The sequence below is a fragment of the Thermobaculum sp. T2p genome (assembly GCF_059335935.1).
The window spans coordinates 35,699-48,268 of sequence record NZ_JANZYQ010000016.1; the positions used below are offsets into that span (position 1 = coordinate 35,699).

The 12,570-nt window shown below is 58.2% G+C and carries 10 protein-coding genes; 7 read left to right on the plus strand and 3 right to left on the minus strand.

Annotated elements, in window-relative coordinates; all coding sequences use genetic code 11:
• The first annotated feature begins 3 nt into the window (after positions 1-3).
• The 4 genes from N2245_RS08230 to N2245_RS08245 are packed head-to-tail and all read left to right on the plus strand — an operon-like array spanning position 4 to position 3,338.
• A complete protein-coding gene (locus N2245_RS08230) occupies positions 4-222 on the plus strand; it encodes a DUF2160 family membrane protein (RefSeq protein WP_494536256.1) in 219 nt (72 codons plus the stop codon).
• Complete coding sequence (locus N2245_RS08235) at positions 219-1,331, plus strand: MDR/zinc-dependent alcohol dehydrogenase-like family protein (RefSeq protein ID WP_494536257.1); 1,113 nt, start codon at positions 219-221, stop codon at positions 1,329-1,331. The genes N2245_RS08230 and N2245_RS08235 overlap by 4 nt, the downstream gene beginning before the upstream one ends.
• A 29-nt stretch (positions 1,332-1,360) precedes the next feature.
• Positions 1,361-2,389: an NAD(P)-dependent alcohol dehydrogenase gene (locus N2245_RS08240; protein ID WP_494536258.1), complete on the plus strand. Its 1,029-nt coding sequence runs from the start codon at positions 1,361-1,363 to the stop codon at positions 2,387-2,389.
• Between the two features lie 4 nt (positions 2,390-2,393).
• Positions 2,394-3,338 carry a hydroxyacid dehydrogenase gene (locus N2245_RS08245; RefSeq protein ID WP_494536259.1) on the plus strand — a complete coding sequence of 315 codons (945 nt, stop codon included), beginning with the start codon at positions 2,394-2,396 and terminating at the stop codon, positions 3,336-3,338.
• Positions 3,339-3,340: 2 nt separating this feature from the next.
• On the opposite strand, the gene N2245_RS08250 is transcribed toward N2245_RS08245, so the two are convergent.
• The gene (locus tag N2245_RS08250) at positions 3,341-3,778 is read right to left on the minus strand and encodes a Fur family transcriptional regulator (protein WP_494536260.1); all 438 of its coding nucleotides are present in this window, start codon (positions 3,776-3,778) and stop codon (positions 3,341-3,343) included.
• A gap of 225 nt (positions 3,779-4,003) precedes the next feature.
• Here N2245_RS08250 and N2245_RS08255 point away from each other — a divergent pair, with 225 nt between their 5' ends.
• Positions 4,004-5,152 (plus strand): LacI family DNA-binding transcriptional regulator, encoded by a 1,149-nt coding sequence (locus N2245_RS08255; protein WP_494536261.1) that lies wholly within the window; start codon positions 4,004-4,006, stop codon positions 5,150-5,152.
• 518 nt (positions 5,153-5,670) lie between these two features.
• On the opposite strand, the gene N2245_RS08260 is transcribed toward N2245_RS08255, so the two are convergent.
• Complete coding sequence (locus N2245_RS08260; protein WP_494536262.1) at positions 5,671-8,487, minus strand: M4 family metallopeptidase; 2,817 nt, start codon at positions 8,485-8,487, stop codon at positions 5,671-5,673.
• 362 nt (positions 8,488-8,849) lie between these two features.
• Here N2245_RS08260 and N2245_RS08265 point away from each other — a divergent pair, with 362 nt between their 5' ends.
• Positions 8,850-10,685, plus strand: coding sequence for an ADP-ribosylglycohydrolase family protein (locus N2245_RS08265; RefSeq protein WP_494536263.1), 1,836 nt, complete (start codon positions 8,850-8,852; stop codon positions 10,683-10,685).
• A 25-nt stretch (positions 10,686-10,710) separates the two neighbouring features.
• Here the strand turns inward: N2245_RS08265 and N2245_RS08270 are convergent, their stop codons facing one another.
• Positions 10,711-12,021: a choice-of-anchor P family protein gene (locus N2245_RS08270; RefSeq protein WP_494536264.1), complete on the minus strand. Its 1,311-nt coding sequence runs from the start codon at positions 12,019-12,021 to the stop codon at positions 10,711-10,713.
• A gap of 145 nt (positions 12,022-12,166) precedes the next feature.
• Here N2245_RS08270 and N2245_RS08275 point away from each other — a divergent pair, with 145 nt between their 5' ends.
• On the plus strand, positions 12,167-12,388 hold the full coding sequence (locus N2245_RS08275) for a hypothetical protein (RefSeq protein WP_494536265.1): 222 nt from the start codon (positions 12,167-12,169) through the stop codon (positions 12,386-12,388).
• Positions 12,389-12,570 lie beyond the last annotated feature (182 nt).

Here is a 12,570-nt window from a genome sequence, read left to right on the forward strand (position 1 = left end):
GTCATGGCAAGTGCAAAAGGCTTCGTGCCACCAGAGGAACATGAGGGTAGAAAAGGTTTCCTGCCTATAGAGACTAACCTCTTTGATAGATGCTTCATCAGCATCGTGCTGCTCGTGGCCGTTCACCTTTTTTGGATGAGGTTCGTGGAGTCTTTGCTTCCGATATGGATAGCCACGGTCCTTTCGGTCATAATAGGAGCCATAATCATCGCGAGAGGATGATCACAGGAGGTGATGCCGTGGCTTCAGAATTACCTAAGACTATGCAGGCCGTAGTGTGTTATGGTCCAGAGGACTACAGGGTGGAGGAGCGCCCCGTGCCGATCCCGGGACCTGGCGAGGTGCTCGTTCGTGTGCCTGCCGTGGGCATATGCGCAAGCGATCTCAAATGCTACACGGGTGCACCCATGTTCTGGGGGGATGAGCACAGGGCCGGTTACTGCCAACCACCGGTGATCCCAGGACATGAGTTTGTGGGCTACGTGGTTGCGCTGGGTGAGGGGGCAGGTGAGAAGTACGGCCTGCAGGTAGGGGATCTGGCGGTCTCCGAGCAGATAGTGCCTTGCTGGCAGTGCAGGTTCTGCAAGCGTGGCCAGTACTGGATGTGTCAGCAGCACGATGTCTATGGCTTCAGGCAACGCACCTTCGGTGCCATGGCTGAGTACATGCTGTGGCCAGCCGATGCTATCAACTATAAGGTGCCATCCGATATCCCCCCTCACCACGCGGCCTTCATAGAGCCGCTGGCCTGCGCCATCCACGCCGTCGACAGAGGGGAGATCAAGTTCGAGGACGTGGTGGTGATCGCTGGCGCCGGGCCCTTGGGCCTGGGCATGGTCGCCGCGGCGCGGATGAGGAACCCTCGCCTGCTGGTCGTAGTGGATCTCGTGGACCACCGCCTGGAGGTGGCCCGTAAATGCGGGGCGGACCTTACCCTCAACCCCTCCAGGGTGGACGTAGTGGAGGAGGTGCTAGGGCTCACTGAGGGTTACGGTTGCGATGTGTACATAGAGGCTACCGGCCATCCTGCGGCCGTAGAGCAGGGTCTGCGGATGATCCGCAAGCTTGGTACTTTCGTCGAGTTCAGCGTGATGCGAGAGCCCGTGACCGTGGACTGGACGATCATAGGCGATACCAAAGAGCTCAATATACACGGGGCTCACCTTGGCCCGTACTGCTACCCCATCGCGATCGACATGATCCGCAAGGGCAAGTTGCCCATGGACGATATAGTGACTCATCGCCTGCCGCTGGCGGACTTTCATAAGGGGATCGAGATCATGCAGGCGCGCACGCCGTCTATTAAGGTTGTACTAGAACCCGGCAGTTAGGTCTACAAGCTAGAAAGGAGAGCAAGGTTATGCAGAACAAAGCAGCTGTGCTGTACGCCCCCCATAACGTGCGCCTGGAGGAGCGTCCAGTGCCGGTACCGGGCCCCAGAGAGGTGCTGGTGGAGGTCAGGTCTGTTGGCGTATGTGGCTCCGACGTGCACTACTACGAGCACGGTAGGATAGGTAGCTTCGTGGTAGAAGCTCCACTGATCCTCGGCCACGAGTCTATGGGTGTGGTGGTTGGCCTAGGCAGCGAGGTCACGAAGCACCAGGTGGGTGAGAGGGTGGCGCTGGAGCCGGGTGTGCCCTGCGGGACCTGCCGGGAGTGCCGTGCCGGCAGGTACAACCTGTGCCCGTACGTCAAGTTCTTCGCTACGCCCCCGGTCGATGGCGCCTTCGCGCGCTATGTCACGATCCACGAGGACTTCGCCTATCCTCTGCCCGATGAGATCTCCGACGATGCGGGCGCTCTAGTAGAACCCGTGTCCGTTGGATTATGGGCTTGCCGCAAAGCTCGCCTGCGTGGCGGGGACCATGTGCTCATCACTGGCGCGGGCCCTATAGGACTGCTCGCTATGCTGTCGGCGTACGCGCTGGGCGCAGCCAAAGTGACCGTCACCGACGTGGTAGATGAACGCTTGGAATTCGCCCGCAAGTTGGGTGCCAGTCAGACGATCAACGTTCGTAGCAATCCTCTGTCGGAGGCTGGGGTGGAGGCCGATGTGCTGATAGAGTGCTCCGGTAGTCCCACGGCGGTCAAGGATGGTATCAGTAGCCTGAGACCAGCGGGCACTGCTGTGCTGGTGGGTATGGGGCCTGGCGAGACGGTCGAGATACCTGTAGCCTACCTGCAGCAGCACGAGATCTGGCTCACCGGTACCTTTAGGTACGCCAACACCTACCCCGATGCGATCGAGCTGATAAGGACAGGCAAGATTCGTCCTGAGCAGATAGTCACCGGTCACTTCTCGCTGGCGGAGACGGAAGCCGCCCTGCAGGTGACCAGGCGCGACCCTTCGCAGGTCAAGGTCATGGTGCTGCCCCACGAGGAGGGTTAGCCCTATGCCTAAACCTAGAGTGCTGGTGCTGGAACCTATACACGAGAGCGGCATGAGTAAGCTGCGGGCCCATGCCGATGTGGTGATGGCGGAGTCTCTCGATGAGGATAGCTTGCGCCGGCAGATAGCTGATGTGCAGGGGGTGGTAGTGCGTGCTGGTGGCAAGCTCACGCGCAGCGTGCTCGAGGCTGCTGATGGCCTTAGGGTGATAGGTCGCCATGGCGTAGGCCTGGACAATATCGACCTGGAGGCTGCCAAGGAGCTAGGAATAGCTGTCGTGTACACGCCAGAAGCCAACGCCGAATCTGTGGCGGAGCATGCTGTCGGGATGATGCTCGCTCTAGCCAAGCGCCTGCATGAGGGCCACGAGGCCCTGAGGGCGGGCGATTGGGGCGCTCGCTATCGACTGACGGGCAGGGAGCTGCTCGGCAAGATCCTGGGCGTGGTGGGCATGGGCAGGATAGGTCGCCGCGTAGCCGAGATCTGCTCCTTGGCCTTCTCTATGGAGGTGATGTTCTACGACGTCGTGGAGCCCCAGCTGCCACCTGGCCTGCGAGCGATCAGGGTGGATCTCGAGGAGCTGCTATCTAGGGCCGACTTCGTCAGCTTCCACGTGCCTTTGCTCCCGTCCACGTACCACATGCTCGGGGAGAGGGAGCTGAGGCTCATGCCTAAGACCTCGTGCCTGGTGAACACCTCCAGGGGTGGGGTGGTAGATCAGGACGCTCTGGTAAAGGCGTTGCGAGAGGGCTGGATCGCTGGTGCGGCGCTGGATGTGTTTGAGCCCGAGCCTCTGCCAGCGGATAGCCCTCTACTGGAGCTGCCCAACGTGCTGATTACCCCTCACATGGCATCCCATACAGAGGAGTCGCTGCAGAGGATGAGCGAGGTCGTGGATGATGTACTCGCTGTGTTGGAGGGTAGGCAGCCACGGTTCAGGGCGGTGTAGAACTACCGACAGCGCTCGCAGTGGCCGTAGATCGCGTAGTGCACCATCAGGGCGTCGAAGTTGTAGCGCTCCATGATCTGGCGGTGCACCTCATCGAACGTGTCCTGAGGTATCTCCCACATCTCGCCGCACCCCAAGCATATCAGGTGATGGTGGTCGGCGCGGTCTATGGGATGGTAGCTCCACGTGCCCTTGCCGAGATCCGTCTGGGTGATGAGCCCGGCGTCCCGCAGCAGCTCGAGGGTCCTGTAGACCGTGGAGAAGCTGATGTGAGGGTACATCTGCTTGACCCGCTCGTAGAGCTCCTCGGCTGTGACGTGGTCATCGGTGGATAATAGGTACTCCAGGATCATGATGCGCTGCGGAGTTATCCTGCAGCCCTGCCGCTTGAGCACCTCCACGGCGCTCTCCATAGTCATCTTGGGAGCTTGGTTGGTCATGCATCACCTCCCTCTGGTCATACTGCATATTTTCCTTATTGCACTTTACTGCAAATACATATATTTTTCAAGGGGTGCTTGGGCCTAATAATGAGAAGAGTATAATCAGGCTCCGATCTTTGCTATATATGCACACATGTGCGTTGCTCCAAGTTCTCAGGTATCGAGATCGAACGCGGATTATGATATATTTGATGTGTTGACAAATCAACCGAGGTGAGCCCGATGAGCCTGGAAGACAGACCGCTACCGGAGTACTACAAGATCAAGATGGCGCTGCTCAACGAGATACGGCAGGGCAGGTTCGTGCCTGGCCAGTCGTTCATCACCGAGAAGGAGGTGTGCAGGCGCTTCGGTGTCAGCCGCATCACCGCCGCCCGTGCCCTCAACGACCTAGTGCGCGAGGGCGTGCTGACCCGCAGGCGCGGGCTGGGGACGTTCGTTACGGGCACGATGGAGTCGCCGCCACAAGGGCACAGGGAGGGCAGGCTGATAGCCTGCATATTCGAGGTGCTGCATGGGCACCACGTCATCGAGATCCTCCGGGGCATAGAGGAGGTCTGTAGAGCGGAGGGCTTCCACACTCTCCTATTCGACTCCATGCTCTCGGCGCAGGCGGAGGTGCAGAACCTCAGACGTGCCAGGCAGGCGGGAGCTGCGGGCGTGGTCCTGTATCCGGTTGATGGATCCCCCAACGCCGTACATATAGAGGCACTGCTGCAGGAGGGTATGCCCGTGGTAATGGTCGACCGCTACTACCCGAACGTGCCGACCGACAGAGTCCTGCCTGACAGCTGGTCGGCGGGGTATCTGCTGACCAAGGAGCTCATCGGGCGCGGGCACAAGCACATCGCCACAGTGTGGGGCGAGACCTCGTGCACGAGTGTGCAGGAGAACCTTGCGGGGCACCTGCAGGCGCTGCGGGAGCACGGGCTCGAGGTCGTGCCCGATCTGACCGCGTTGCGTCCTTACGACTCGCTGCCCGAGGATGGTAGACTGGCGATCCTGCGTGGTTGGATGTCTGCCCCCTACAGGCCCACGGCGATCCTGGCGGCCAACAGCCACGTGCTGACGGTGGTCGCCAAGGACCTCGGTCGCATAGGGGTGGAGGCGAATCGGATCGCCCTTGCATCCGCCGCAGATGACAACCCGGAGGCTCTCTACACCTTGGGAGCAATGACGGCCGTGCTGCCCTCCAGACACATGGGCGTGGAGGCCGCTCGCCTGCTCATGGAGCGGATAAAGGCTGGTGGAGAAAGGCCCTACAGGCATGTGGTGCTACCGGTCACGGTCGTGCCCCACATCTCCACCGACCAGATCCAGGACCTGGTGGGCAACAACCAGCAGGTCGTTAGGTCCCAGTCGTCCAGCTAGGGGGCTAAACCCATCTATTCGGGCGCTCATGGCAGCTTTTGTCCTTGGGACGGAACAACAAAGTGTTGGTCGTCCTCCGTACGGCTGTTGACTTGTTCCCTATTTGTAGATGATCTTGGGCTTGTCCACAGCGTAGAGCTCGTACATGTAGGTGCTTGAACAGTCTGGTCGCGATAGCTCCTCGCTGCACCCATTCCAGATCTAAGAGCATTTCTTGCTGCGTCTTGGCCTATCCTTGGAAGATGCAAGACCTGGCTAGATCCCGCTGTTGTTCGTCGGGGCCAGCTGGATTACCCCCTATTGTAGCCACCAGCCCACGCCCCTGCGGGATTGAGGGAACAAAGCTTCTTCCTAGAGGCTGCCCGGGAGGTGGGCGGTGGGCTGACACCCTACCTCTAAGGCTAATTTTGAGGTCTATAGGCCTACCATGATCATCTTCCCTGTACGTTGTCTTGGTGTAAGGGCATATGGGTGTGGGCCCTGGGGACTTCAGGTGCATCCTGAAGTCCCCAGATGGATCAGCGCAGGATCACGAAAGCGTCGACATCCACTCGGGGCCTGCCGGAGGTGCCCAACACCTTTATAGCAATGGTATGGCTGCCGGAGCTGCTCCAGGCCTTGGAGAACACAACCTTTCTGGGCAAGTTGGTAGAGGCATAGAGGTCGACAGTGGCCACTTTGCTGCCATCCATCCAGACCTCAGCCTTGCCTTGTTTGGGACCCTTGGGAGCTATCCAGGCCACCTGCCTGCCTTGGAAGGCGAGGGAGGCCTTGGCACCGTACTTGGAGTGGTACTTAGTGTAGCCTCCGTAGGCGCTGGATATAGCCACTCTTTGCCATCCTGAGGAGTAGGAGATGGCTTTGGAGTTCTCCTGGATAGCCGAGATAGTGGTTGAGGTGTAGGAGGATGTGGAGGAGTTGCCCGCGTTGTCGGTAGCCTGTACCCTAAATCTGTAGGAGCCCGGCGCCAAGGTCTTCGTGATACTGGTAGCCCTACCATTGTAGATGGTGCTCCAGCTAGACCATGCGCCGTTGTTATAGGTCGACATCTGCACCAGGTAGCCCCTGATGCCGCTAGAGTCGCTGGCGGACCAGGATATCTGGAGGGGTATGGTGGTGTAGCCTAGAGTCACCCCGCTCTGGATGGACGCTTTGGGGGCAGACACGCTCGGAGGTGTGGTATCTGGAGTAATGCATCGATATATACGTATGTCGTCTATGAACCAGCCCCTATCTCCAGAACCATAATCATCCATGCCGATCCTGAACCTGAACCTTACGTTTTTCCCTGATAGACTCGAAAGGTCCAGTCTAGAAGAGATATAGCCATGGCTGAGACCCGTAAAAGCGAACCTTGCGCCCAGTGGGTTACCGTAGCTAGCGCCGTACACGAGCGATGCATTGTAACCGTTGTCCACCTGTAGATCGAGGGTGTCCTTCCAGGTTGTACCTCTATCGGTGCTGTATTCCAATACTCCACCATCATAGCGACGATCGAGCTCATAGGAGTGCTTGAAGTGCATGTACGCGTTTGGCGGCAGAGTCACGTCACGAGTCATCTCTATAGAGGCATCCTCTGGGTTATAAGGTTCTTCTCCCCAGATGCTGATTCTGCCGCTCGTTGCGTAGCTGAAGTCCCAGTTATAGGGGTTGTTATTTTGAGGGTAATACCAAGTTGAAGTGCCTACTCTGGTAGTTATAGTCCAGTTACCGCTGTTAGGGTTCTCTAAGTTGTCGTAGAAGATATCCTGCGGTATTTTCCCAGCAGGACATAGCGGGGCCTCTGGCGCGGAAGCGTTCGCGTCTATAGGCTGGAGGTTCATCTCCGTGGCGTCCACGGCCTTCTTGACTTCTCCGCAGTCCGCTGCGGTGATACCGTGAGTGCCGACGAGGTTGAGGCACGCTTGTTGAAGCCCAACGTACAAGTCCGCGTAGTCGCTGCCTGAGACCAGGAAGTTGGTCTCCACCTCGTAGTAGATGGCGGCTACCTTATCTATGCCCAGCCCGCGTATGGTCTTGCCGTTGAAAGTGCCTCCGTCGGTCATCAGATAAGCGGCCTTGTTGTTCACCCCGCTGTTGTAGTGCACACCACCGTTGTCGCCTGAACCCGAGTAGTAGTAAGGACTGCGCATCCTGTCGGGATCACCTTCCTGTGTTGGGTCCTTCATGTTCCTGACAGCCCCAATTGGCAGATCTTCACCCAATAACCAGCGCGTGGCCTTTGTGTCCGTCCCAGCGTTGTTCGTGAGGTCGTACAGCTCCCCAAACACGTCCGAGAGCGACTCGTTGATTGCCCCTGACTGGTAGTAGTAGTACAGCCCAGATGTGAACTGGGTGAGACCATGCGTGAGCTCGTGTCCCACTACGTCGTCCGCCGAGGCGTACCCGTCGCCGTATACCATCTGTTTATACGTGGGGCTCCAGAAGGCGTTTCCATATGGGCAATTGTACGAATCAGGGCAATAGCGGACTGTGGATACTAACTTGAGGCCCATACCGTCCAAGCTATCCCGCCCGAACCTGTCGTGGTAGAAATCGTATACTCCTCCGGAGTAATCATAGGCGTGGTTCACTTCCTCTACGGAATAGGGCGGGTCTCCCTCTCGCCTTACTGGGTTATAGCAGAGTTGCCCCAAGCTAGGGTCGTTGTTGTTATCACAAACCTCTCTTTGCTTGGCATCCTGTACTTGGTTGAAGTGCAGCAGTACTTTGCCGGTGTGAGCGTCCACCGCCACGAACTCCTGGATGCTGCCCATATCGCCCCCGATCACGTCCAGGCGCCATACCAGCGAGGTTATGGGCAGGGATGGAGCGCCCAGCAGCCTGGGGTCATATATCCATAGTCGGGGACTAGTGGCTCGAAGCTGATCGATCGGTACCCTGTACTGCTCGGCCACTAGCTGTAGGGCTTCTCGCCGGGCAGCATCAGCTGATATCGATGGGGTAAGATCTAGGGTCCAAATGGGTAACAGCTCGCCGTTGGCAGAGATCACGTTGTTCTCTCCATCCAGCTGCACGTACATCTCGCCAGCTATGACGGGTATACCATTGTATACCTGCTGGAAGCGCACGCTTTTCCGGCCACGATCCAGGTGGTTGACACGTTTGACTGCTAGTTCCCGTGCCTGGTCCCTTACTCCAAAGAGTGTGCCATAGTTCGTCAGGAACTCTCTGGCCGCCTCCTCCGGACTCTGTTGCTTGTCTTGAGTCAAGTAGATGGGTGCCTGCAGCGTACCTCCCAGATAGCTTATCTTGTTCGTCGCGCGGTTGTACTCGAATTTGGGGTCGTTCAAGGAATTGAGCAACGCCTGATCTGATTGCCCTTCGTTGCTCAACCCTTTAGCATCTCCTTGGGCAATAACTTGCCTAGGGCCGGTATTGGAGAAGCTAGATAGCAGCAATAGCACACATATTAACAAAGAACGTAGAAACTTTTGCATAAGCTCAAGCTCCTATGTTGCGAAGTTTATGGATGCTATTCAGCTTGTATGTCAAGGAACTTAGGTAATCTTATAAGTTTCGTGACTGATCTTCACATAGCCTACTCCTCCGGGCGTAATATGTAGTCCTGTGATCTAACAGGTTACTACTATTGTTAGGTGTGGTTGTTAGTAGATTGTTAGATGACCTGCAGGCAAAGGCCGGATCGTTCTATACTGACGGTATATACCGATGCTGGCAACACCAGGAGGCGATCATGGATCATCTAGAGGTAGGCGGGGAGGAGTTCAGGGATAAGGTGTACGGATGTTGGCTGGGGAAGAACGCTGGGGGGACGCTTGGGGCGCCTTTGGAGCGTGCCTGGGGGCAGAGGGAGCCATTTGACGTGTGGTGGTATCCCGAGCTGCGGGAGGGCGGCATCCCCAACGACGACCTAGAGATGCAGCTGGTGTGGCTGAAGGCGCTGGAGGAGTTGGGGCCGGGGCTGCGGGCTGTGGACCTGGTGGGCTACTGGCTGGACCACATAGGCTATAACTTCGATGAGTACGGCCTTGCTAAGACGAACATGCGGCTGGGATTGTGGCCGCCGGTGTGTGGGGCCTTCAACAATTGGTTTGTGGACTGCATGGGCAGCCCCATCCGCTCTGAGATCTGGGCGTGCGTGGCCCCCGGGATGCCCCGGGTGGCAGCGCGCTATGCCTACGAAGACGCGATCTGCGATCACGCCGGTGGGGAGGGTGTGTGGGGGGAGATGTTCCACGCAGCTTTGGAGGCTGCAGCGTTTGTGCTTTCCGATAGAGAGGGGTTGTTGGAGGTGGGCTTGTCGTACGTGCCTTCCTGGAGCAAGGTGAGGGTGGCGATCGAGACGGTGCTGGAGGCGCACGAGCGGGGGCTGGGATGGCTGGAGGCCAGGGAGGAGCTGCTGCGAGTGGTGGGGCATCCAGTGGCACAGTACGCCCCGATCAACCTGGGGTTTGAGGTGATAGGTTGGCTGTGGGGGGAAGACTTTGGGGATGCGCTGTGCAAGGCCGTCAACTGTGGGTACGACACAGACTGCACCGGAGCTACACTGGGAGCCTTATTGGGGATAATAGCTGGTCGTAAGGGCCTGCCAGCCAGATGGGTAGATCCCTTGGGGGAGGAGATAGCGACCAACGAGTCTTGGGGAGGCCTCAGGCACGTATCGGAGGGGGATAACCATGTGCCGCGCACGCTTGGGGAGCTGACGGAGAGGGTGGTGAGGGCAGCACACAGGGTGCTGGCCTGGCACGGGATGCCGGATGGCAAGGTAAGGATGCCCGAGGATCGCCAGGAGCTGATGGCCGATGAGGGCATCAGGGAGCTGTGGGAGAGGGATCCAATGAGCTACGAGGTGAGGGGCACGAGCCTGCACTACAGGGTGAGTTATCCAGAGGGTCCGGCCTACGTAGGAGGTGGTAAGCGGCTCATGGTGGAGCTCAGCAATCCCCACCCCGAGGTGCTGGAGGTGGGGTGCGAGTTGGTGCTGGGTGGCAGGAGCTACGGCAGGAGGGAGCTGCAGGTGGAGGGTCAAGGCAGCGCCAGCTTGGAGTGGGAGGTAAGCCCCTTGGATTGGGAGGGCAACCGCCTGCTGGGGTACCTGGCGTGCGAGCCGGTGGGCAGGCCAGCTGATCTCGGCGTGCCCGTGGTGTTGGTGAGGGGGCGTAGGTGGGAGTGGGCGTTGGCCTTGGATGGGGGAGATCTTGGGTGGCAGGAATGTTGGGCGGAGGGCAATAGGTTGCCGCTGGAGGTGCTGCCCGTGGGCTGGCGTGAGGTCTACCTGAGGGGGAGGCTGAGGGCGGCAAGGGACCTGAGGGTGAGGCTTGGGGTGCCCGCAAGCTGCCCCGTGAGGGCGTGGTTGGATGGGGTGCTGGTGGTGGATGTGAGAGATGAGGGCCCTGTCAGGCCCAACTACTCCGGCTACGGTGGGTACTACGTGGACCTGGATCTGAGCGAGGGCGAGCATTTGCTCATGGTGGAGCTTAGGAGGGGTCAGCTGGAGCCCGAGGCCCACGTGGTGTTAGCCTCTTCCGACAGGCTGCATGCGGGGATAACCGACGTGGTGTGGGTGTAGGGGGAGCCCCTACACCCAGGTAAGCTTAGTCCACAAACGGTTTTATCGACGAGTTGGCGTGTCCCACTATTATCTCGGTGCCCACCGGTATGTTGAGCACATTGCGGGTGGTGATGTACACGTGGATCATATTGACGCTGACTGATGCGCCACTCGAGGTCACGCTGCTGGTTTGCTCGTTCAGCACTACTCGCCCGAAGCCGATCAGTGGCACCTCCGTGTTGGGAGGGATGTTTAGCGGTAGGCCAACTACTCCTAGGATGCGCAGGTTAGCGAACTGGCTGCCATCTGTGGATGTGTTGCCACCACTACTGCCCCAGGAAGACGAGGCCACCGCTTTGAGTCCATCGACCCTTATCACACCTCCCAGCAGGTTGATATTGGCCACTTCGCTGGTGGTCGTGACGCTGGTGGAGTTCGTGCTCGTGGCGATCTCGGCGGTGTTGGTGCCGACGCCGGTGCTCAGGATCCCGCCGGCGATGCTTGCGCCTGCAGTGGTGTTAGTGTATGCTTTGTTGGCGGCGCTCAGGCATCCAAGGGAAACGAGTGCAACCTTCCCAAGCCTTCCCGTCGTGCTGCCTGCCGCCGCCTTTCCGAGCGCTGTGTATGCTTGCCCTCCTGCTATCGCTTTAGGCTCCCTGCGGGTATATCCGCTCTTAGCATAGCCGACCACGATCTCCGCGCCCACCGGCAGGCCGAGGCTGTTGGTTGTATCGATGTAGATATGGATCATTGCGATGCTCACAGTCGAGTAGCTGCGGTCGTTACCTTCGCGCTTCACCTCCTGGAGCACCAGGTAGCCCAGCCCGGGCAGATCGATCCGAGTGTTGGCGCGCACCGAGAGGATACTTCTGCCGTTGACCTTTAGGTTGACGAAGCGTGACGCTCCCCAGAAGCTCTGCACCTTGGTGGTGTCCGCCCTGGTGGTGGCGACGGCTTTGATAGCGTCCGCAGTGATCAGGCCGTTCAGCAGGTTAAGCCCTGTGATCTCCGCGACGTTGCTTACGTACGCCGATGTGGGCTTCTTGTACGCCTGCACTGATGCCTTGGCAGCTCCCAGGTTCAGGATGTTGCCCGCGTGCACGCTTGCCAGAGAGTTAGTAATCACCTTCCCTCGCGTGCCGTTGCAAGGGCACGGCGTATAGACGGTCTTGCCCAGCTGGGAGTTGATCTCCAGCAGGTTCGCGGACACCTGTGAGCTGTAAGCGCTGCCCATGAAGGAGCCCCGCAGGTTGTCCGCGGCCGATGCCTCCGGTGGCACCAACAGCGTGGCCATCAGCAACACCAGCAAAGTCACCAGACTCCAAAGCCTCACTCGATTAGATCTCGTACCCATCTTGATCTCCTTTTTTACTTGCAAACAGATTTTGGTAATAAATTTGTACACCTACCAAGATATAAATTCAAGTTAATTCAATTTTTGAACTTAAATATTTGCACTAAGTTAAATATAGGCCGTGTCTTGACTTCCGGTTGTGAGTATGGTACATTTCGTACCAACAAACGTGGTAAGGGAAGAGATGGCTTCCGATACGAGCGAGAGCTTATCAAGGCAAATAAACCCTTCTAAGGCAGTAGCCAGCCTGCGCTCGTCCTCTTTTGATTACCTCCACCGATTTGCCAGCCTGTCGGGCTATTACTTTGCCTACTACTTTTACTTTTTTGGTTACTACGCCTTGCCCGGGAGGTCGGCCGGTGGTTAGTACGTAGCAACAAGCACGAAGTAGCTAGCACAGAGAGGGGACCTTCCGGGAGAACAGGAAGGTCCCCTCTCTGTTTGTATGTGGAGGAACCAGCCATCGATTCCCGTCACACAACTAAAACAACTTGAGAGGGAGGATCGATATGTTAGTGGTGATCAAATCTGGAGCTAGTGAGGAGGATA

Bases quoted from the DNA above. Each gene is read 5' to 3' on its own strand.
- N2245_RS08230 (WP_494536256.1), top strand. From the start codon at position 4: ATGGCAAGTGCAAAAGGCTTCGTGCCACCAGAGGAACATGAGGGTAGA.
- N2245_RS08235 (WP_494536257.1), top strand. From the start codon at position 219: ATGATCACAGGAGGTGATGCCGTGGCTTCAGAATTACCTAAGACTATG.
- N2245_RS08240 (WP_494536258.1), top strand. From the start codon at position 1,361: ATGCAGAACAAAGCAGCTGTGCTGTACGCCCCCCATAACGTGCGCCTG.
- N2245_RS08245 (WP_494536259.1), top strand. From the start codon at position 2,394: ATGCCTAAACCTAGAGTGCTGGTGCTGGAACCTATACACGAGAGCGGC.
- N2245_RS08250 (WP_494536260.1), bottom strand. From the start codon at position 3,778: ATGACCAACCAAGCTCCCAAGATGACTATGGAGAGCGCCGTGGAGGTG.
- N2245_RS08255 (WP_494536261.1), top strand. From the start codon at position 4,004: ATGAGCCTGGAAGACAGACCGCTACCGGAGTACTACAAGATCAAGATG.
- N2245_RS08265 (WP_494536263.1), top strand. From the start codon at position 8,850: ATGGATCATCTAGAGGTAGGCGGGGAGGAGTTCAGGGATAAGGTGTAC.
- N2245_RS08270 (WP_494536264.1), bottom strand. From the start codon at position 12,021: ATGGGTACGAGATCTAATCGAGTGAGGCTTTGGAGTCTGGTGACTTTG.
- N2245_RS08275 (WP_494536265.1), top strand. From the start codon at position 12,167: ATGGTACATTTCGTACCAACAAACGTGGTAAGGGAAGAGATGGCTTCC.